The sequence below is a fragment of the Halorubrum sp. SD690R genome (assembly GCF_005435035.1).
GTDB classification, from domain to species: domain Archaea; phylum Halobacteriota; class Halobacteria; order Halobacteriales; family Haloferacaceae; genus Halorubrum; species Halorubrum ezzemoulense.
The window spans coordinates 80,527-99,564 of record NZ_SGTV01000014.1; the positions used below are offsets into that span (position 1 = coordinate 80,527).

The 19,038-nt window shown below is 70.8% G+C and carries 19 protein-coding genes and 1 tRNA gene; 11 read left to right on the forward strand and 9 right to left on the reverse strand.

Going from position 1 to position 19,038, the window contains the following annotated elements:
• Positions 1-28 precede the first annotated feature (28 nt).
• Positions 29-796 (forward strand): MBL fold metallo-hydrolase, encoded by a 768-nt coding sequence (locus EXE41_RS10455; RefSeq protein ID WP_049930940.1) that lies wholly within the window; start codon positions 29-31, stop codon positions 794-796.
• 158 nt (positions 797-954) lie between these two features.
• A complete protein-coding gene (gene moaA, locus EXE41_RS10460) occupies positions 955-1,959 on the forward strand; it encodes a GTP 3',8-cyclase MoaA (protein ID WP_049930938.1) in 1,005 nt (334 codons plus the stop codon).
• An 88-nt stretch (positions 1,960-2,047) separates the two neighbouring features.
• Here the strand turns inward: moaA and EXE41_RS10465 are convergent, their stop codons facing one another.
• Complete coding sequence (locus tag EXE41_RS10465) at positions 2,048-3,952, reverse strand: prolyl oligopeptidase family serine peptidase (protein WP_137690963.1); 1,905 nt, start codon at positions 3,950-3,952, stop codon at positions 2,048-2,050.
• Between the two features lie 339 nt (positions 3,953-4,291).
• Here EXE41_RS10465 and EXE41_RS10470 point away from each other — a divergent pair, with 339 nt between their 5' ends.
• Positions 4,292-5,344, forward strand: coding sequence for a S66 peptidase family protein (locus EXE41_RS10470; protein WP_137690964.1), 1,053 nt, complete (start codon positions 4,292-4,294; stop codon positions 5,342-5,344).
• Between the two features lie 591 nt (positions 5,345-5,935).
• Here EXE41_RS10470 and EXE41_RS10475 read toward each other — a convergent pair.
• Positions 5,936-6,010, reverse strand: a tRNA-Arg gene (locus EXE41_RS10475).
• 108 nt (positions 6,011-6,118) lie between these two features.
• Here EXE41_RS10475 and EXE41_RS10480 point away from each other — a divergent pair.
• Entirely contained in the window at positions 6,119-6,736 is a 618-nt protein-coding gene (locus EXE41_RS10480) for an AAA family ATPase (protein ID WP_137690965.1), read from the forward strand.
• Positions 6,733-7,185 (forward strand): RNA-binding domain-containing protein, encoded by a 453-nt coding sequence (locus tag EXE41_RS10485; protein WP_049930931.1) that lies wholly within the window; start codon positions 6,733-6,735, stop codon positions 7,183-7,185. Before EXE41_RS10480 ends, EXE41_RS10485 begins: the two co-directional genes overlap by 4 nt.
• Positions 7,186-7,252: 67 nt before the next feature.
• Here the strand turns inward: EXE41_RS10485 and EXE41_RS10490 are convergent, their stop codons facing one another.
• The 5 genes from EXE41_RS10490 to EXE41_RS10510 all read right to left on the reverse strand — a co-directional run bounded on the left by EXE41_RS10490 (position 7,253) and on the right by EXE41_RS10510 (position 11,370).
• The gene (locus tag EXE41_RS10490) at positions 7,253-7,858 is read right to left on the reverse strand and encodes a transporter (RefSeq protein WP_137690966.1); all 606 of its coding nucleotides are present in this window, start codon (positions 7,856-7,858) and stop codon (positions 7,253-7,255) included.
• Positions 7,859-7,966: 108 nt separating this feature from the next.
• Positions 7,967-8,560 (reverse strand): GNAT family N-acetyltransferase, encoded by a 594-nt coding sequence (locus EXE41_RS10495; RefSeq protein ID WP_137690967.1) that lies wholly within the window; start codon positions 8,558-8,560, stop codon positions 7,967-7,969.
• A 91-nt stretch (positions 8,561-8,651) separates the two neighbouring features.
• Positions 8,652-9,626, reverse strand: coding sequence for an alpha/beta hydrolase (locus EXE41_RS10500; protein WP_049930926.1), 975 nt, complete (start codon positions 9,624-9,626; stop codon positions 8,652-8,654).
• A gap of 84 nt (positions 9,627-9,710) precedes the next feature.
• Positions 9,711-10,631, reverse strand: a complete 921-nt coding sequence (locus EXE41_RS10505) for a DMT family transporter (protein ID WP_049930924.1) — start codon at positions 10,629-10,631, stop codon at positions 9,711-9,713.
• A gap of 79 nt (positions 10,632-10,710) precedes the next feature.
• Complete coding sequence (locus tag EXE41_RS10510; RefSeq protein ID WP_049930922.1) at positions 10,711-11,370, reverse strand: ArsR family transcriptional regulator; 660 nt, start codon at positions 11,368-11,370, stop codon at positions 10,711-10,713.
• Positions 11,371-11,593: 223 nt separating this feature from the next.
• Between EXE41_RS10510 and cofH the strand changes: the two genes are divergently transcribed.
• Together cofH and EXE41_RS10520 are read left to right on the forward strand one after the other, a co-directional pair.
• The gene (gene cofH, locus EXE41_RS10515; RefSeq protein ID WP_137690968.1) at positions 11,594-13,051 is read left to right on the forward strand and encodes a 7,8-didemethyl-8-hydroxy-5-deazariboflavin synthase subunit CofH; all 1,458 of its coding nucleotides are present in this window, start codon (positions 11,594-11,596) and stop codon (positions 13,049-13,051) included.
• A gap of 116 nt (positions 13,052-13,167) precedes the next feature.
• Entirely contained in the window at positions 13,168-13,479 is a 312-nt protein-coding gene (locus EXE41_RS10520; protein ID WP_086216884.1) for a DUF2250 domain-containing protein, read from the forward strand.
• A 33-nt stretch (positions 13,480-13,512) separates the two neighbouring features.
• On the opposite strand, the gene hmgA is transcribed toward EXE41_RS10520, so the two are convergent.
• A complete protein-coding gene (gene hmgA / locus EXE41_RS10525; RefSeq protein WP_137690969.1) occupies positions 13,513-14,736 on the reverse strand; it encodes a hydroxymethylglutaryl-CoA reductase (NADPH) in 1,224 nt (407 codons plus the stop codon).
• An 83-nt stretch (positions 14,737-14,819) separates the two neighbouring features.
• Positions 14,820-15,293, reverse strand: a complete 474-nt coding sequence (locus EXE41_RS10530; protein ID WP_086216885.1) for a GNAT family N-acetyltransferase — start codon at positions 15,291-15,293, stop codon at positions 14,820-14,822.
• 200 nt (positions 15,294-15,493) lie between these two features.
• On the opposite strand from EXE41_RS10530, the gene EXE41_RS10535 reads away from it, so the two are divergent.
• The 4 genes from EXE41_RS10535 to EXE41_RS10550 all read left to right on the forward strand — a co-directional run bounded on the left by EXE41_RS10535 (position 15,494) and on the right by EXE41_RS10550 (position 19,029).
• Positions 15,494-16,369, forward strand: a complete 876-nt coding sequence (locus tag EXE41_RS10535) for a DUF502 domain-containing protein (RefSeq protein WP_086216886.1) — start codon at positions 15,494-15,496, stop codon at positions 16,367-16,369.
• Positions 16,366-16,812, forward strand: coding sequence for an archease (locus EXE41_RS10540; RefSeq protein ID WP_049930913.1), 447 nt, complete (start codon positions 16,366-16,368; stop codon positions 16,810-16,812). The genes EXE41_RS10535 and EXE41_RS10540 overlap by 4 nt, the downstream gene beginning before the upstream one ends.
• A 67-nt stretch (positions 16,813-16,879) precedes the next feature.
• Positions 16,880-17,422 carry a hypothetical protein gene (locus EXE41_RS10545; RefSeq protein ID WP_137690970.1) on the forward strand — a complete coding sequence of 181 codons (543 nt, stop codon included), beginning with the start codon at positions 16,880-16,882 and terminating at the stop codon, positions 17,420-17,422.
• Positions 17,423-17,520: 98 nt separating this feature from the next.
• Positions 17,521-19,029: an RtcB family protein gene (locus EXE41_RS10550; RefSeq protein ID WP_137690971.1), complete on the forward strand. Its 1,509-nt coding sequence runs from the start codon at positions 17,521-17,523 to the stop codon at positions 19,027-19,029.
• The last annotated feature ends 9 nt before the right edge of the window (positions 19,030-19,038 follow it).

The window sequence follows — 19,038 nt, forward strand, 5'->3', positions numbered from 1 at the left end:
TAGGTGGGTGGGGCCGCGACCCGTCGGCATGGAACTCACCGTGCTCGGGTCCGGCAGCGCGATGCCGGTCCCGGACCGCGCGCAGGCCGGCTACCTCCTCGACGACGGCGACCGATCGCTGCTCGTCGACTGCGGCAGCGGCGTCCTCCAGCGGCTCGCGGGGACCGACACGGGCTACGAAGGCGTCTCGACGGTCCTCCTGACCCACCACCACCTCGACCACGTCGCGGCGCTGTTGCCGCTCCTGAAGGCCCGCTGGCTCGCCGGCGAGGAACACCTCGAAGTCGTCGGGCCCGCGGGCACGAAGTCGCTCGTCGACGGCCTGCTCGGCGTTCACGACTACCTCGACGGCCGGATCGACCTCGCCGTCCGCGAGGTGTCGAGCGCGCGCCCGTTCGCCGCCGGCGGGTTCGACGTGACGGCCCGGGAGACGCGCCACTCGATGGACGGGTTCGCCTACCGCTTCTCGCCGCCGAGTTCGGACGCCGCGGCCGCTGACGGCCCGCTCGCGCTCTCCGGAGACACCGAGGCGTTCGCGGGCATGGCGCGGTTCGCGGACGGCGCCGACTGCCTCGTCCACGACTGCTCGTTCCCAGATGACGTCGACGTGTCGAATCACCCGACGCCGACGAGCCTCGGCGAGTCGCTGGCGGACGTCGAGGTCGGGACGCTCCTGCTCTCGCACCTCTACCCGCACACCGGCGGCCGCGAGCGCGAGATGACGGAAAGCGTCCGCGAGGCGGGGTTCGACGGCGAGGTACGGGCCGCGGCCGACGGACTGCGCGTGTCGCTGTGACCGCTGCGCGGACTCGGACCGCAACTGTCGGTCGGCCGCTCACCGGTCTCGACGTAACCGTCGGTCGGCCGCACGTCGGCTTGGACGTAACCGGCAAACGTTACCTATCCGCACGAACGACCCGGATATTTAAGCGCGCGTGGTCGTTCCTGTCTTCCATGGCCGGCCCACTCGCGGACGACTTCGGACGGGAGGTGACGGGGGTGCGGATCTCGCTTACCGACCGGTGTAACTTCGACTGCGTCTACTGTCACAACGAGGGGTTAGGCGATACGCGCGGGCCGATGGAGCCGAGCGACGCGGAGATGAGCGCCGACGACGTGGTCCGGTTCCTCGAGGTCGTTGAGGGATACGGCGTCGACGCTGTGAAGTTCACCGGCGGCGAGCCGATGCTCCGGCAGGACCTGGAGGAGATCATCGAGCGCACGCCAGATTCGATGGAGGTGTCGATGACGACGAACGGCACGTTCCTCCCCGGGCGCGCCGCGGACCTGAAGGCCGCCGGCCTCGACCGCGTCAACGTCTCGCAGGACGCGCTCGACCCGGACGACTTCGCCGAGGTGACGAAGTCCGGCGCCTACGAGCAGGTCCTCGAAGGCGTGAAGGCGGCGGTCGAGGCCGGGCTCGACCCCGTGAAGCTCAACATGGTCGTGTTCACGCACACCGCGGGCTACGTCGAGGAGATGGTCGAGCACGTCGCCGACAACGAGGGGCTCCAGCTCCAGCTCATCCAGTACATGCCGGAGCTGACCGGCAAGCCGGAGTGGAACGTCGACATCGGGCGCGTCCACGACTGGCTTGCCGAGAAGGCGGACCGCGTCGAACACCGCGAGATGCACGACCGGAAGCGCTACTTCGTCGGCGAGGCGAGCGACGACGAGACGGGCGGCATGGTCGAGATCGTCGACCCCGTCGAGAACGAGGACTTTTGCGCCAACTGCGGCCGCGTCCGCGTCACCCACGAGGGGTACCTGAAGGGGTGTCTCAACCGCAACGACGACCTCCGGTCGATGGGCGAGATGACCCGCGAAGAGATCGCGGACACCTTCGAGGAGGTGGTGGCCAATCGGGTTCCTTACTACGGCGAGTACCTCGTCGAGGGCGACGACGGCGAGTACGAACTCAACGAGAAGTACCTCGGGACGCCGCCCGCCGCGGACTGAGGCACGGGCCGATGGGCGCGGAGCGCGCCGCGATCGCCGACGTTCGGAGCGCGCCGCGATCGCCGACGGTCGGCGCGCCGGTCGGGGCCTACTCCGGCGGCTCGTACGGCCGACTGCTCCCATCGTCCGGGAGCCGACGCAGGTACTTCGCGAACAGGTCCGCCACACGGGTGTACGCGTCAAGGACGTGGTCCAGTTCGCCGAACCCGTGCGGCTCGCCCTCGTACCGGCGGAGCTCGTGGCGGGCGTCGTGTTTCTCCAGCTCGGCGACGAGCTGCTCCGACTGGCTGATCGGGACGCGGGCGTCCTCCTCGCCGTGGAGCACCATGAGCGGGTCGTCGATGTCGGGGACAGTCCGGATCGGGCTCGCGTCGCGGTAGGCGTCGAGGTCGGCGACGAAGTCGCCCAGCTCGCGCTTGAGTAGTTGCCACCCCACGTCGTCGGTGTCGTCGACGAACGACTCGTAGTCGTACACGCCGTAGAAGGCGGCGCCGGCGCGGAACCGGTCGCTGTTGCCGAGCGCGTTCACGGTCATCAGCCCGCCGCCGGAGCCGCCGAATATCCCGACGCGGTCGCCGTCGACGGCGTCGTAGCGCGCCGCCGTCGCGTCCGCGGCGCGGATCACGTCGTCGAGGTCGCCGCCGCCCCAGTCGCCGTCGTTCGCCATGCGGAACGCCCGACCGAACCCGTCGGAGCCGCGGTAGTTGGGGCGGACGACCGCGTAGCCGAGCGCCGCGAAGTACGCCGCCCGGTGGTCGAAACCGAAGCCGTCGAAGGCGGTCGGACCGCCGTGCGGCTTCACGAGGAGCGGGACGGAGTCCGGCTCGGCGGCCGACGCGGGCGGGTGGACCACCGCGTTGACCCCGGTCCCGTCGGAGTCGTAGGTGAACGCCTCCGGGGCCGGAAGCCGGTCCGACAGCCCCGCCGTCGCCGTCGGCGTGCGTCGCTCGCCGGTCGCCGCGTCGACCGCGGTCGGCGGCTCGGTCGACGTCTCCCGGACCGACAACACGCGGTCGCCGTCCCACCGCGGTGCGCCGTGGATCGCGTCGCCGGTCGCGAGGGCGGTCGCGTCGGCGGCCGCGTCGGGGTCGGCGCCCGTCCCGGGGCCGGCGTCCGCGAGCGCGCCGTCGACGTCGACCGCGTGGACGTGCGTCCGGCCGCCCGCGGTGGCGGTCACGGCGAGCCTGTCGCCCGCGTCGTTCCACTCGGGCGCCGCGATCTCGGTCTCCGGGACGCCGTAGATCGGCGTCGGCGAGTCGCTCCCGTCGGCCGCGGGTTCGTCGCCGCCGACGCCGTACACCGCGTCGTATCCGCTGCCGTCGTGGACGAACGCGACCGCCTCGTCGTCGCCGGGTCGCGGGCGCGGACAGTCCGTCCGGACGCCCGGTTCGGCGAACAGTTCGGTGACGGCCCCACTGCCGTCGCCACCGAACGGGACGCGGACGAGCGCGGCCTCGTAGTCGAACAGGTCGGCGTGTGCCGACCGCGTCGCGACGACACTGTCGCCCTGCCAGTGCGGGTCGGCGTAGAGGTACTCGCCGGTCGCGATCGCCTCGATCCGGTCGCCGTCGGGGGAGACGACCGCGAGGCTCGCCCGCGAGAAGGCGTCGGTGACGATTGCGATCCCGGGCTCGCCCCACGCGAGGCCGGAGATGCCGCCCTCCAAGTCGGTCAGCACCTCGACCGCGCCGGTGTCGGCGTCGACGGTCGCCAGCTCGGCGTCGCCGGTGACGAAGGCGATCCGGTCGCCGTCGGGGCTCCAGTCGAGCCACCGCGCGTCGGTGCGCCCGTAGCGCATGGCCGACGCCCCCCGGCTCGTGAGCCGGCGGTCCTCGCCGTCGGTCGCCAGCCAGACGTCGGTGGTCAGCTCGCGGTTCTTCGCGTACGCGATCCGCCCGTCGGGTCCGACCGCGGCTTGGACAACGCGGTCTGCGACGGCCATGTCGGCGAGCAGCCCGTCGTAGTCGGTGTCTCTGAGGTCTCGTCGGTACACGCGTGTCACTGCGGTGAGCGAGCACTTGTGCGTATGGCTCCCGGAGGGGGTAGCTCACGAGACGTTGGACTCGTTATCACGGCGCAATTGAACCCTCTCCCGCTGAGAGTCCGCTGAGCGCGTGCCGAACGCAGAACGCAAGCGTTGGTACTCTCCCGTGTTCTGCGGGGCGATCTGCCGTGTGTATCTGGACGGAGACCGTCTCGACGCTTAATTCGCGCAGTGAGAAGCGGGTATCGGGCGTCCACTCGTGCGTCTCGTGCCAGTCTCCCGATTATTCCTGATACTGCGGCACACGGGTGAATAAAAGATATATGACGCCCTTCGTAGATCCCAGTCATGTCTGAGTTCCTCACTCCGCCCCCTGTCGAACCCGGCGATCGGGTCGCGGTCGTCGCGCCGGCGTCGAACGCACCCGAGTCTGCGCGGTTCGTCTACGAACTCGGTCTCGAGCGAATGCGCGACGTTTTCGACCTCGATCCGGTGGAGTATCCGACCGCGACCGCCGACCCGGAGTGGCTTGCGGACAATCCGGAGGCACGCGCCGAGGATGTTATGAACGCATTCCGCGACCCGGACGTCTCAGCCGTGATCGCAAACATCGGAGGCCACGACCAGATCACGATCCTCCCGTATCTCGACGGAGACGTACTCCGTGAACACCCGACCCGGTTCTACGGGTACTCAGACAACACGAACCTGGCCCTGTTCCTCTGGAACCAGGGGATCGTCTCGTACTACGGCGGATCGACGCTGCTCGAATACGCGATGGACGGAGAGATGTTCGATTACACGGAGGAGTACCTGCGGCGTGCGCTCTTCGAGGACTCGATCGGCGACTGGACCGAAGCAGAGGTGTTCACTGACGAGGCCGGGGACTGGGAAGATCCGGAGTCGGTCGAGACTACTCGCGAGATCGAACAATCCGACGGCCGGATCTGGCGCGGCGGTGAAGAGGCGGCCTCGGGTCGGATCTGGGGCGGTTGCTACGCAGTCCTCGTCGAACAGTTCCTCGCCGATCGGTACCTGCCCGACCCCGACGCGCTGACCGGTACTGTCCTCGCGCTAGAGACGAGCGAATTGGTCCCTGACCCGGCCGTCGTCGGTGCGAACCTTCGCGCACTCGGCGAGCGCGGCCTTCTCGAACGATTCGACGGTGTGCTTGTCGGGCGCCCCGCCGCTCGCTCACACATCGAAGAGAATCCGCGAGAGTGGCGGGCGGAGTATCGGGAGCGCCAGCGCGAGGCGATTAGTGACGCGTTCGAGACGTACAATCCGAACGCTCCCGTTGTCTTCAATTGCGAGTTCGGACACACGTACCCGACGTGTCCCATTCCGATCGGCGGTGAGGTCGAAATCGACCCCTCGACCGCATCCGTTCGCCTTCTTTGAGTTCACGGCGGGCTAGAATCCGGTGCCAGATAGATTCTCTGTGTCCAGACGGAATGAGACCGGGGTTCACGCGCAAGGTGTGCCGGCCACCGCTGACCGGGGGTGGTGTACAGGCGCAGGTCATTCTGAGGCCGCAGCTACCTGTTCCACCAACAGTCTTCGACGACGAGGGATCGATCGAGGACGCCGAGGTCCGTGATTCCGCTTTGGCGAGGTTGCGGGCGATGCCGTCCGGGTCGTGGCGGGGGCGAGCGTGCTCGATACTGCTCCGTATCGGTGGTTCGAGAGACGTCGTGTCGACACCGCCGGGCTCGGTATCGTTTCCGTCGCGGTCGACGGTCGATTTCGGATCCTGCCGGACGAGGGTCCCGCCGAGCCGGTTCCGGTCGACGGTCCACGGAGAACCGCACACGGGTAGGCGATCTCGGCGCCGCGTCCAGTGAAAGTCGGATGCGTGCGAGGGACCCGTTAATCTGCTGAACGGGACCCGAACCGCAGTGTCTCGGACGATTTAACGATCCGATCGCAGAGAATCGATCGACCCCAAATTCGGGTGTTTGACAGACGACCCGAGAGCCGACGGGTTCGAAGCGAGCACGGTGGGATTCGAACCCACGGCCATCGGATTAGAAGTCCGACGCTCTATCCTGGCTGAGCTACGTGCCCTCACTCGACTCTGATCCGCCGCGTCTAAAAAACGCCCGCGGTTCGCGGCGGGCCGCTCAGCACCGGCCAACAGCAGACCTAAGTCCGCGAGCGGAGTAGCGACCGGTAATGAACGTCATCGGAACCGTCGGCCTCCCCGGCAGCGGGAAGGGGGAGGCGGCAAACGTGGCCGAGGCGGCTGGCATCTCCGTCGTCGTCATGGGCGACGTGGTCCGCGCCGAGTGTCGCCGCCGCGGGCTCGACCCGGCGCAACACCACGGCCGGATGGCCGGCACGCTCCGCGAGGAGGAGGGCGACGACGCCATCGCCGCTCGGACGCTCCCGCGCATCCGGGAGGCGGCGGCCGAGAGCGAGCGCGGCGAGACCGTCGTCGTCGACGGTCTCCGCTCGACCGTCGAGCTCGAACGCTTCCGCGAGGCGTTCGGCGACGACTTCACGCTCGTCGCGATCCGCGCGCCCTTCGAGCTCCGCGCCGAGCGGCTGGGCGAGCGCGGCCGCGACGACTCCGACTCGGACCTGGCGTCGCTCCGCAGGCGCGACGCCCGCGAGATCGACCTCGGACTCGGCGAGACGTTGGAGCGCGCCGACGTCGAGGTCGACAACACCGACAGCCTCACGGCGTTCCGCGAGCGCGTCCGCGAAGTGCTGGGCGTCGACGGCGAGGGCGCGGACCGCTCGGACGGCGACGCCGCCGAGGCGGCCGAGGCCGGGGGTGACGGCGCGTGATCTACAGCGTCGACGTTCGGATCGAGGTCCCGGTCCACGACACGGAGGTGACCGACCGGGTCGCCGACGCGGTCGAGAACGTCTTCCCGGACGCGGAGCCGGTCCACGAGGACGGGCGGCTCGTCTCCGAGACGCACAGCCTCGACGCGTTCTCCGACGTGCTCCACGAGCAGGAGATCCTCGACACCGCCCGCCGCGTCTTCCGACAGAACCGCACCGACGACGGGTTCGCCTTCTCGTTGAAGAAGCAGGCGGCGCTCGAAGGCGTCGTCAACTTCGCGGTCGGCGATCCGGACGAACTCGGTGAGATCGACGTCGAGGTGCGCGTCCGCGAGCCGGACGTCGAGTCGTTCATCGACTACGTCGCGCCCGAGACCGACGGGGGGCAGCCGGTCGACCCCGTCCGCGAGTACGGCGACCGGTTCGACCCCGAGGACGAGGCGTACTGAGGCGCCGGCCCGGCGCGCCCGTCGCCGCTCTCCCGGCCACTCGGCCCGTCGCTCACTGATCCACCAGTCACTCGGCCGTGGCGCCGGCCGCGGCCCCGCCGACCGCGCCGAAGACGACCGGATAGACGAGCCCCGCGAGCAGCGCCGCCGTGACGAGCGTCGGGGCGACGCTGCCGCCGTCGCCGACGGCGTACCGGAACAGGAAGGCGCCGATCACCGCGAGCGGGAGGTAGCCGACGACGGCGAGCGCGCCGGACTGCGCGCCGGCGACCGGCGTTGCCGCGCCGGCCGCGCGCGCTATCCCGACCCCGGCGACGACGAGCAGCAGCGGCGGCACGGCGTACAGGAACGTCAGCCCGGCGTCGCTCTGCGCGACGAAGTTCACCGAGCGGGCGGCGCCGATCAGCGAGGGCACGTTCACGTCCACGAAGTGCGCGTTGTAGAACACCCAGCCGACGCCGCGCCACACCGAGATGGTGTCGCCGCCGAACAGGTCGGCGAAGAAGTTGATCCCGGAGAGCCCCTCCTCGACCCGGCCGCTCTGCGTGACGTAGACGACCAGGTAGCCGAGGACGTACGAGACCGCGCCCGCGACCGCCCCGACGACCGCGCCGCGGCCGAGGCTCCTTTCCGCCCCTGTCGCGCTCGATCCGCCGCTGGCTGTCGAAGACATGCGCCTAGTATCGTTTCGGCGGGCGTAAGTGTTTGTTGGGTCGGATCGGGACGCGAAACGATCGCGTCGACGGCCGCAGGAGTGCGTCTATCGGCGGACACCGTCGGATCAGGTCGTCGCCTCGCGCCACTCCGACTGCGAGATCGTGTACCGGACCTCGTCGTGGACGGTGCCGTCCGCGTAGACCAGCTCGTTGCGGAGCCGCCCCTCGCGTCGCCCGCCGAGGCGGTCGACGTACCGCTCGATCGCGCGCCGCGACTTCTCGTTGTCGGGGTGGTGCCCCACGGCGACGACATCCAGGTCGAGGTCCGCGAACGCGACCTCGGCAAGCGCGGCGGCGCGCTCGCCGGAGTAGCCGCGGCCCCAGAACCGCTTGCGGAGCCACGTGCCGAGCGTCGCCGTCCGCTTTTCCCAGTCGACCCCGAAGCCGCCGAAGCCGACTATCTCGCCCGCACCGTCCTCCCCCTCGCGGGGGTAGATCACGTACGTCGCCGCCTCGCCGTCCTCGAAGCGCTCGCGCCCGCGTTCGAGGAACTCTAGCGTCTCCTTCTTCGTCTCGTGGGGGTCCCACGTGACGAACTCGGTCACCTCGTCGATGCCGGGATCGGACGAGCAGATCCGATAGCACTCGTCGAGGTCGACGTGTTCGGGACTCCGCACCTCCAGCCGAAGCCGGTCCGTCTCGATGGTCTCGGGGAACACGTCGTGAGGGTCGTCGCCCGCCGAATAAATTCCACCGGCGCCCTGCGACGGGTTGTCACGGGCACCGACCGCCGTCGGTCGTCGAACGCCGTCAGTCGCCGAAGGCGTCGGCGAGGTCGCCGCCGACGCTCGCGATCGCGTCGCGCGCCCGGTCGACCTCCGGCATCGTCATGAACCCGTGGACCATCGCGGGGTAGTTCTCGTATCGGGTCGCGACGCCGTCGGCGACGAGCTGCTCCGCGTACGCCCTCCCGCCGTCCCGGAGCGGGTCGAAGCCCGCTGTGACGACCGTCGCGGGCGCGACGCCGGAGAGGTCGCCGGCGTTGATCGGGTCGGCGTACGGGTTCCGACGGTGGATGTCGCTCCGGTAGTAGGCCGCCGAGAACCACTCGATGTCCGCCCGGGAGAGGACGGTCCCGGCGTGTTCCCGCATCGACTCCTGGTCGGGGTCGACGCCGATCCCCGGGTACAGGAGCGCCTGTCGGGCGATGTCGGGGCCGTCCCGCTCGGCGGCCATGAGGGCGGTCACCGCGGCGAGGGTGCCGCCGGCGGAGTCGCCCGCGACCGCGAGGTCGCCGGTCCCGCGGAGCCGCTCGGTCGCGTCCGCGGCCCGCTCGACGGCGGCGTACGCGTCCGCGACCGCGGCCGGGAAGGGGTGTTCAGGCGCGAGCCGGTACTCGACCGAGAGGACGGCGCACCCGCTCTCCCGGGTCAGGTGCCGACAGAGCCAGTCGTGGGTCTCGACGCTGCCGAGGACGAACCCCCCGCCGTGGAAGAAGACGACCGTCGGGTAGGGGGGCTCGGCGGCGGGGAGGTAGAGCCGCGCGTCGAGGTCGCCGACCGTCGCCCGGTCGCCGAGGGCGCGCCGCGCCTCGTCGTCTTCGGGTCCGGGAAGGGTCAGCGACTCGGTTGCGCCCACGCTCGGCGGGTCGCGGTTCCGGATCCGCATCAGCGGGTCGGTCAGGCGACGGAGGAGCTTCAGCCGGTAGCGACCGTGCGGGAGCGGGACCCGCGACTGTCGGGCGGCGACCCGCTCCGCCTGGGGGTCGATCTGTTCGGCGCTCACGGTCCGGAAGTCGTCGCCCCGCCGACAAGACGGTTGCGGCGGGGTCGGCTGTCGGGCGGTCAGTGGGGCCGTCGGGGTCCCGACTCAGCCCGCGACGCCGACCGCCCGCAGCTCCTCGCGGATCGCGTCGCGTTTCACCAGCGCGAAGCCGACACAGATGGTGAGGAAGCCCGCGACCGTCGTCGGGGTGATCCCCTCGTCGAGGACGAGCCAGCCGACGGCGGCCGCGAACACCGGCGCGACGTAGGAGACGAGGTTGATCTCGATCGGGCCGAGCCGGTCGAGCAGGTCGAAGTAGATGAGGAAGCCGATCCCGCTGGCGACGACCGAGAGGTAGCCCAAGGCGAGCAGCGACTCCGTCGTCCAGGTCGCGTCGGCGACCGACTCGCCGAGCGCGAGCGCGAGCAGGTGGGTGAGCCCCGCGCCGAGGAGCATCGACCACGCCTCCATCGTCTCGATGGCGATGTCGGCCTCCGAGGCCCGCGAGAGGACGGAGCCGAGCGCGAACGAGGTCGCCGCGAGCAGCACGAGCAGCTTCGCGACGGTGCCGCCGCCGGTCAGATTGGCGGGGTCGGGGTTCGCGAGGACGACCGCCCCGGCGAGGCCGATCCCGAGGCCGAGCGCGCCGACCGCGGTCAGCCGCTCCGCCGGCAGGAGGGCGCGGGCGAACACCGTGGTCAACACCGGCGAGAGGCTGACGATGACGGCCGCGACGGCGCTCGTCACCGCCGGGTCACTCTCCCCGACGAACAGGAAGGCGTGGTAGGCGGCGATGATGAACACGGCGCCGGAGACGACCTCGAGCCACTGGTCCCGGCCGCGCGGGACCGGGTCGTCGACCGCGTACGCCGCGTACGCGAGCATGACGACGCCGGCGACGTCGAACCGGAACGCCGCGAACAGCACGGGCGGGAAGTACGCCAATCCCGCGTTGATCGCGACGAACGCGGAGCCCCACGCGGCGGCGAGGACGAGGAACAGCGAGAGGTTTCTGAGACGGCTCACGGTCGTCGTCTCCGGCCGGCGAGCCAAAAGGTTCCGGAAACGGTCGCGGTCGCCGGATCCGGTCGACGGGAGGGGGCCGTCAGCGGACCCGGTACCCGTCTGCGTCGCGGGCGACCACGCCCACGTCGGAGAGCCGCCGCAGGGCGTCCGCGACCGTCGACTCGCGCGCGCCGACCTCGTCGGCGACCGCCGCGGGCGTGCCGTCGGTCTCGACCACCGCGGCGATGACGGTCGCGAAGAAGCGGCTGTCGGCCTGCCCGCCGAGCCGCTCGTCGATCTCGGCGAGCGTGTCCTCGACGCGGCCCTGGACCCACCGCTGGGCGAGCGAGAGCTCCCGGTCGAGGTCTTGGAGGCGGGTGAACTCCTCCGCGAGCTCCGCGAGGTCGCCGGTCGTGCCCGACCCGTCGGGGCCCTCGATCGAGAGGTGCGGACAGCGACCGGACATGTCGAGGCTGTTCTTCGCCGGGTACGCGCTCTTCGCGCCGAAGCCGTACGGCGAGACGCTCACCTCCAGCCGGAGGCTGCGCGCGATCCGGAAGTACTTCCGCCGCTGGTCGTCCGTCGTCGACTCGACGAGCCCGGCCTCCTCCAGCTTCCGCAGGTGGTCGATCACCGCCTTCGGGCTCACGTCCAGGTACTCCGAGATCTCCGTGACGTAACACGGCTTGGTGGCGAGAAGCCGGAGGATGCGCCGCCGGTTCTCGTTGCCGAGGAGATCGAGCAGTACCGCGGAGTCCATTAACGTGTGGTTAGCGTCCAGCGGATAAAAGGTTGGCTTCCGTGACCGGTCGCGTTCCGCTCGGAGCGTCAGGGTACGGCGATTCGGTGCGAACGCGGACAGTCTGTGCCGCTCGTGTCCCCCCTTCGCTCGGCGGTAGCCGACGCGTCCGAACGACCCGCCGGGGACGCATCGGCTGTCGCGACCCTCCCGTTTATCACGGTGGAACCGGGAACGTTAGGGGATGAGTTCGGGGGGCAGTTCCGGCGCGAGCGGATCGAGCGGAGGCGGAGAGGGCGGGACCGTGAGCGGCGCGGAGGAGTTCGACTTCGCCACGCCCGCGACCGACCAGTCGTTCGAGAACGCGCTCGCGAAGGCCCGCGACGGCGCTCGGCTGACGGTCGACGACGCCACCGAACTGCTCGCCACCGGCACGGGGGCGGCCGGGATCGACCCCGTCCGCAAGGAGGCGGTGTTAGAGGCCGCCGACCGGCGCCGGCGCGAGGAGGTGGGCGACGAGGTCACCTTCGTCGCCAACCTGAACAACAACGTCACCACCGCGTGTAACACCGGCTGCCTGTTCTGTAACTTCAAGGACTCCGCGCACGCGTTCGAGGCAGACAGCGACGTCGAGCACGCGGGGTTCACCAAGCCGCCCGCCGAGTCGCGCGCGGTCGTCGAAGACGCCCTCGACATGGGGATCTACGAGGTATGCTCCGTCTCGGGGCTCCACCCCGCGTTCGCGCTGAACGAGGAACATCACGAGATCCTCGCCGCGCACGACGACCCCGCGAGCGAGGTGAACTACAAGCCGCCCGAGCGGTACGCGACCGACCCGGGCACCTACGTCGAGCAGTTGGACGCGATGTCGGTCGGCGGCGTCCACCTCCACTCGATGACCCCAGAGGAAGCGTATCACGCCTCTCGGGGCACTGATTGGGAGTACGAGTCTGTGTACCGCGAGCTGGCGGCCGCCGGGCTCGACTCCGCACCGGGCACCGCCGCCGAGATCCTCGTCGACGAGGTCCGCGACGTGATCTGTCCGGGGAAGATCCGCACCGACGACTGGGTGGCGGCGATGGAGGGCGCGGCCGCCGCCGGCCTCGACGTCACCTCGACGATGATGTACGGCCACGTCGAGACGGTCGCGCACCGCGCGCAACACCTGAAGGTGATCCGGGACCTCCAAGACCGCACGGGCGCGATCACGGAGTTCGTTCCGCTCTCCTTCATCCACCAGAACACCCCGCTCTACCGGCGCGGCGTCGTCGACTCCGGCCCCTCGCACGCCGAGGACGAGCTCGTGGTCGCGGTCGCGCGGCTCTTCTTAGACAACGTCGATCACGTCCAGGCGTCGTGGGTGAAGTCGGGCGACGCCCACGGGCTCAAACTCCTCAACTGCGGCGCGGACGACTTCATGGGCACCATCCTCTCGGAGGAGATCACCAGCCGCGCGGGCGGCGAGTACGGCGAGTACCGCTCGTTCGACGACTACGTCGAGATGATCACGGCGATCGGCCGGACCCCGGTCGAGCGCTCGACCGACTACCGGACCCGGCGCCGGATCGACCCCGACGACGGGCCGCACGGCCCGCGTCTCGGCCCCCGCGCCGACGGGACTCCACTGCTCGCGAACCGCTCGTCCGACGGCGGACGCGGCGGCGGCGCGGTCGGAACGCCGCCGGCCGACGCCGACGACTGAACCGGCTCCGACGGATCGGTTAGCGGCCGAACACGTTCCGCCGGACCCCTGACGACTCTCATCGAGTGGGAACCCCCGGTACGCCCTTTGTTATGTCACACGTCACCACGTGTGAGATGACCGCACCCGACGCACAGCCGGTCGGCCGCTCGGGAGAGAGCAACGGCGACGGCCGCGGAGAGAGCCTCGACGCGCCCTCGCTGACGCGCTCCGACGAGCGGCTGTTGGCGTACCTCGACGACGTGGGGACGGACTACCCGGCCTTCGTCGCGAGCAACACGGGACTGTACGCCGACCACGTCGAGTCGCGGCTGGAGGCGCTCGCGGCCGCGGGGCTCGTCGAGCGCGTGACCGGAGAGGCCGTCTACCGTCTCACCGACGCGGGGCGGGCGGCGCTCCGCGACGACTGCCCGCGCTGGTCGGACTGAGGCGGAGGGCGCTCTGCGGGCCGCGGCGCCCGACTACCGCCCGAGTTCCGCGTGCGCCGACGAGAGGTGGCGGGAGCCGAGCGCCGCGAGCAGCGACAGTTCGCCGGCGAGCGCGCAGACCGCGATCGACTCCGCGAGCGCGTCGGCGTTGCTGCCGGCGGGGTCGCCGCCGCCGGCGACGCCGAGGATCTCCAGGCTCGCCTGCTGGGTCGGGAGCTTCGTCCCGCCGCCGACCGTCCCCACTTCGAGACTTGCCAGCGAGACGGAGACGTAGAGGTCGCCGTCGGCGGTCGTCTCGGCGGTCGTGATCGCGTTCGCCCCCTCGACGACCTGCGCCTCGTCCTGCCCGGTGGCGAGGAACATCGCCGCGACCGCGTTGGCGACGTGGGCGTTGAAGCCGAGCGCGCCCGCCTTCGCGGAGCCGACGAGGTTCTTCCGGGTGTTGATCTCAGCGATCGCCTCCGGGGTCGTGTGGAGGCGCTCCTCGACGGTCTCGCGTGGGACCGTCGCGTCGGCGACGACCGAGCGCCCGCGCCCCTCGACGGCGTTGATCGCGGCCGGCTTCTTGTCCGAACAGAGGTTCCCCGACAGCGCGACAAGCGAGGCGTCCGTCTCCGCCTCGATAACGTCGCAGGCCTCTCGGGTCGCGATGGTTGCCATGTTCATCCCCATCGCGTCTTTCGTGTCGTAGCGGAACCGGCAGAACACGTTGTTGCCGACGACGTACGGCGTCACGTCGAGCAGTTCGCCGTGGCTCGTCGTCGACTCCGCGGCCTCGCGCAGCGCGGGGACGTTGTCGCGCAGCCACGCGACGAGCGCCTCGGCCTCGGCGACGCCAGCGACCCGGAAGACGGGCGCGCGCGTCATCCCGCTCTTCGTCACGCGCGCGGTCGCGCCGCCGGCGTCCTCGACGACGGAGCAGCCGCGGTTGATCGACGCGACCAGCGCGCCCTCGGTGGTCGCCAGCGGCAGGTAGCGCTCGGCCGTCCCCGCGCCGCCGTCGACGGTCACCGGACCGGCGACGCCGACGGGGACCTGGACCCCGCCGAGGGTGTTCTCGATGTTCGAGCCGTGGACCGCCGCGGCGTCGAACGCGTACTCGCCGAGCGGGTCGAGGTCGGCGTCGGTCGCCTCCGCGACGAGCAGCCGGCGCGCGGCGGCCGCGGCGTCGGCGTCGGCGTGGTCTTCCAGCTCGTGGAAGCGGAGGTCGCCGTCGCGGACCCGGGTCGCGAGGTCCGCGGGAGTCGGTTGCGACATGCCGCCCTCTCCTCGCGGCGGGCGGTAATTACTGTCGGTTCGGCGGGCCTCCCGACGCGAGCGGGGCGGACCGACGGGGCGAGCTACCGGCCGACGAACCCCGAGAGCCGCTCGCGGAGCGACTCGCCGCCGAGCTTGAGGTAGTAGGCGTCCCCCCCGTCCTCGTAGTAGTCGTCGATGCGGCGGATCACCTCGAAGCCGAGGTGCTCGTAGAAGCCGAGCGCCTGCCGGTTGGTCGTGCGGGCGTGACAGGTGACGGACCGGTGGTTCTCCGCGACGTCGGCGATCAGGCGCTCGGCGTGGCCGCGGCCGCGGTGATCGGGGTGAACGGCGAGAAAGAGGATGTAGCCGTCGCGCCGGACGGAGGCGAACGCGACGAGCCGGTCGTTCTCGACGAGGAGGTGGGCGGTCGACCGGCGGTACGCGTCGACGAAGAAGCCGCGTCGCTGTCGGAGGACGCCCTCAGCGGACCGAATCTGCTCTTTGAGCTCCCACGCGGCGGTCGCGTAGTCGGACTCGCCGGGCGGGTCGGTCCGTTTCTCGACGTTGACGCTCACTGCGATGACCTAACACGCGGGCGGAATATAACTCCACCGCCAGCGGGGACCGTTGCGGGCGGTAGCTCCGCTCTCAACGGGTCGGGACCGTATCGAAGGCCGGGTCCGAGGCGGGTCGGTACCCGGACCGCCTGCGGACGCCGGCGCGGGTCGAGCGCTCGACGGAAACGTTTTGTCGCGGTCGCGCGTGGTCGCGATCAATGACCGACGAGTCGTCGGGGGTCGAGCTGCTCCGACGGGCCTTCCTCACCGGCGTCGCCGTCATCGTCCCCGCCGTCATCACGCTGGCCGTGCTCGCGTTCGCGTTCAACGCGGTGTACGACTACCTCGACGCGTTCTCCTCGGCGGTCGTGGCCGTGACGCCGGGAGCCGGACTCCCGGTGATCGGCGCGGTCTCCCGCGAGACCGCGATCGAGGTCGCGACGCCGGTCGTGTTCGTGGCCGCGATCCTCCTCGTGGGCGCCGGCGTCGAGTCCTCGCGGTACGGCGAGCGCGCGGTCGACTACGTCGACGACGCGGTCGAGCGGGTCCCGGGCGTCGGCTCCGTCTACCAGGGGTTCCGACAGATGAGCGACGCGATGCTCGACTCGGAGGGCGGGAACTTCCGCGAGGTCGTCCTCGTCGAGTTCCCGACCGAGGAGACGTACACGCTCGCGTTCGTCACGAGCGAGACCCCCGACGTCATCGCGGACCACGCGGACGGCGAGGGCGACGGGATGCGAACGCTGTTCATGCCGATGGCCCCGAACCCGGTGATGGGCGGCCACGTCGTCTTCGTCCCCGACCGCCGGGTCGTCGACGTCGAACTGACCGTCGACGAGGGGATCCGCGCGCTGGTCACGAGCGGGGTCGCGCTGGAGGAGGTCGCGGCCGACCTCGACGACGTCGACCCGGATGACCTCCGCCCCGGCGCGCCGGAGCGGACCATCGACGCCCGGTTCCCGGCGGACGGGCGACCGGAGAACGCGGAGGAGCCCCGCGACGAGAGCGGCGGAGAGGGTCGAAAGGGCGGTGGAGAGAGCCACAAGACCGGCGGAGAGAGCCGCGAGGGCGGCCGAAGCGTGGACGAGCGATGACCTACGAGCTCCGCGACCACACCGCCGACGTCGCCGTCGAGGCGACCGCCGAGACCCCCTCGGCGCTGTTCGCCGCGGTCGCCGACGGACTTACGGCCGCGAGCGCGGAGTCCGTTCCGGCGACGGGCGGCGAGCGGTTCGAGCTAACGGTCACCGCCGAGAGCCGCGAGGCGCTGCTGTTCGACTACCTCGACCGGCTGATATACGAGCGCGACGTGCGGCTCGTGCTCCCGGCCGATCACCGCTGTACGGTCGCCGAACCGGACGACGGGAACGGCGAGGACGACCCCGCGGAGCCGGGCGAGTGGCGGCTCGCGGCCAGCGCGCGCGGCGTCCCGCTCGGCGCGGTGGCCGCCCGAGAGATCAAGGCCGTCACCTACTCCGAGATGGCTCTCGAACGCCGCGGCGACGAGTGGTACGCGTACGTCGTGTTCGACGTGTGAGGCCGTGCCTCCCGCCTCGGAGCCGGCCGTGAGGAACCATTATAGTCATCGGGGATATTGTTAACATATGTCACGCTCAGAGCGGAGCGACGGGATCGGATCGACGGTGACGGAGCGGCGGTGGCGCGCGGGGGCGAGCGGCGGGCTCGTGGCCGGCGCCGCGATGGGCGCCGTGTTACACTTCGGTCTCGGGCTCATGCCGACGATCGGCGCGCTGGTCGGGGTAGAGACGGTCCTCGTCGGGTGGGCCGTCCACCTGTTCAACAGCGCGCTGTTCGGTGCGCTGTTCGTCGCCGTCTTCGACCGCCCCTTCTTCGCGGAGCTCCGGGGAGATGTCGGCGGGTGCCTCTCGCTCGGCGTCGTCCACTCCGCGCTGCTGGGCGTGCTCACCGGCGGCCTGCTGTTGCCGGCCGCGATCGCGATCGAGGGCGCGACCGCGCTGCCGGTGCCGACGCTCCCGGTGCCGGGACTGACGGCCAGCTTCGAGTTCGGCGCGGTCATCGCGGTCGCGCACCTGCTGTACGGGCTCGTCCTCGGCCGAGTCTTCGCCGCGTTCACGCTCGCCGAGGGCGCGATCGGCTGGCTCCCGATCGACCCGCTCGACCAGTAGGCGGTCGCGGTCGGGCGACGGGCGTCAATCTCGACGGACTCGCTCGCGTCGCCGCCCGCTGACGCAACGCCCTTGCCTCCCCGCGTCGAACGCCGGGTATGACAACGCGCGAGTTCGATGGGATCCGACTGGAGAAGGTGCGCGAGCACGTCTGGGAGGTCCCCCGCGAGGGCGACATGAACGTCCCCGCCCGGGTCCTCGCCAGCGAGTCGCTGCTCGAGGAGATTGGCGACGACGACTCGCTCCAGCAGTTGAAAAACGCCACTCACCTTCCCGGCATCGTCGAGCCCGCGCTCTGTATGCCCGACGGGCACCAGGGGTACGGCTTCCCGGTCGGCGGCGTGGGGGCTATCGACGCCCGAACCGGCTGTATTTCGCCGGGAGCGGTCGGCTATGACATCAACTGCGGCGTCAGAATGGTGCGAACGAATCTCACCTACGACGACGTGCGCGGCCGGGAGGAGGAGCTGGTCGACGCGCTGTTCGAGGCCGTCCCGTCGGGACTGGGCGGCGGCGGCGTGATAGACGGCGACGCCGACGCGATCGAGGGCGCGCTCGAACGGGGCGTCGAGTGGGCGGTCGAGGAGGGGTACGGGATCGAGAGCGACCTCGCGCGCTGCGAGGACGAGGGGCGTCGCCCCGACGCCCGGCCGGAGTACGTCTCCCAGAAGGCGATGGACCGCGGCCGGAACCAGATGGGGTCGCTCGGTTCGGGCAACCACTTCCTGGAGGTCCAGCGCGTCACCGACGTGTTCCGCGGGGACGTGGCCGAGGCGTACGGCCTCGAAGCGGACGGCATCGTCGTCTTAATCCACTGCGGGAGCCGCGGGCTGGGCCACCAGACCTGTAACGACTACCTCCGGCGGATCGAGCAGGAGCACGACGGCCTGCTCGCCGAGCTCCCCGACAAGGAGCTCGCGGCCGCGCCGGCCGGCTCCGACCTGGCCGACGAGTACTACGGCGCGATGGGCGCGTGCATCAACTTCGCGTGGGTGAACCGCCAGCTGATCACGCATCAGGCGCGCGAGACGTTCGGCCAGGTGTTCGACGCCGACCCGATCGAGGACCTCGGGATGGAGCTGCTGTACGACGTGGCGCACAACATCGCCAAGAAGGAGACCCACGAGGTCGGCGTCGACGCCGAGGGGCGCCCCGCCGTCGGCGACGCGGCCGTCGACCGAGCGGAGCGCGAGCTGTACGTCCACCGCAAGGGCGCGACGCGGGCATTCCCCGCCGGCAACGGGGACGTGCCCGAGGCGTACCGCGGGGTCGGCCAGCCCGTCATCATCCCCGGCAGCATGGGCGCGGGCTCGTACGTCCTCCGCGGCGGCGAGGAGTCGATGGGCGCCTCGTTCGGCTCGACCGCCCACGGCGCGGGGCGGCTGATGAGCCGCACGCAGGCGAAACAGGAGTTCTGGGGCGGCGACGTACAGGACGACCTCAAAGACGGCCAACAGATCTACGTGAAGGCGCAGTCCGGTGCCACCATCGCCGAGGAGGCCCCCGGCGTCTACAAGGACATCGACGAGGTGATCCGCGTGAGCGACGAGCTCGGCATCGGCGACAAGGTCGCCCGCACGTTCCCGGTCTGTAACATCAAGGGGTGACGACGGGCC

Bases quoted from the DNA above. Each gene is read 5' to 3' on its own strand.
- EXE41_RS10455 (WP_049930940.1), top strand. From the start codon at position 29: ATGGAACTCACCGTGCTCGGGTCCGGCAGCGCGATGCCGGTCCCGGAC.
- moaA (WP_049930938.1), top strand. From the start codon at position 955: ATGGCCGGCCCACTCGCGGACGACTTCGGACGGGAGGTGACGGGGGTG.
- EXE41_RS10470 (WP_137690964.1), top strand. From the start codon at position 4,292: ATGTCTGAGTTCCTCACTCCGCCCCCTGTCGAACCCGGCGATCGGGTC.
- EXE41_RS10480 (WP_137690965.1), top strand. From the start codon at position 6,119: ATGAACGTCATCGGAACCGTCGGCCTCCCCGGCAGCGGGAAGGGGGAG.
- EXE41_RS10490 (WP_137690966.1), bottom strand. From the start codon at position 7,858: ATGTCTTCGACAGCCAGCGGCGGATCGAGCGCGACAGGGGCGGAAAGG.
- EXE41_RS10510 (WP_049930922.1), bottom strand. From the start codon at position 11,370: ATGGACTCCGCGGTACTGCTCGATCTCCTCGGCAACGAGAACCGGCGG.
- cofH (WP_137690968.1), top strand. From the start codon at position 11,594: ATGAGTTCGGGGGGCAGTTCCGGCGCGAGCGGATCGAGCGGAGGCGGA.
- EXE41_RS10520 (WP_086216884.1), top strand. From the start codon at position 13,168: ATGACCGCACCCGACGCACAGCCGGTCGGCCGCTCGGGAGAGAGCAAC.
- hmgA (WP_137690969.1), bottom strand. From the start codon at position 14,736: ATGTCGCAACCGACTCCCGCGGACCTCGCGACCCGGGTCCGCGACGGC.
- EXE41_RS10535 (WP_086216886.1), top strand. From the start codon at position 15,494: ATGACCGACGAGTCGTCGGGGGTCGAGCTGCTCCGACGGGCCTTCCTC.
- EXE41_RS10540 (WP_049930913.1), top strand. From the start codon at position 16,366: ATGACCTACGAGCTCCGCGACCACACCGCCGACGTCGCCGTCGAGGCG.
- EXE41_RS10545 (WP_137690970.1), top strand. From the start codon at position 16,880: ATGTCACGCTCAGAGCGGAGCGACGGGATCGGATCGACGGTGACGGAG.
- EXE41_RS10550 (WP_137690971.1), top strand. From the start codon at position 17,521: ATGACAACGCGCGAGTTCGATGGGATCCGACTGGAGAAGGTGCGCGAG.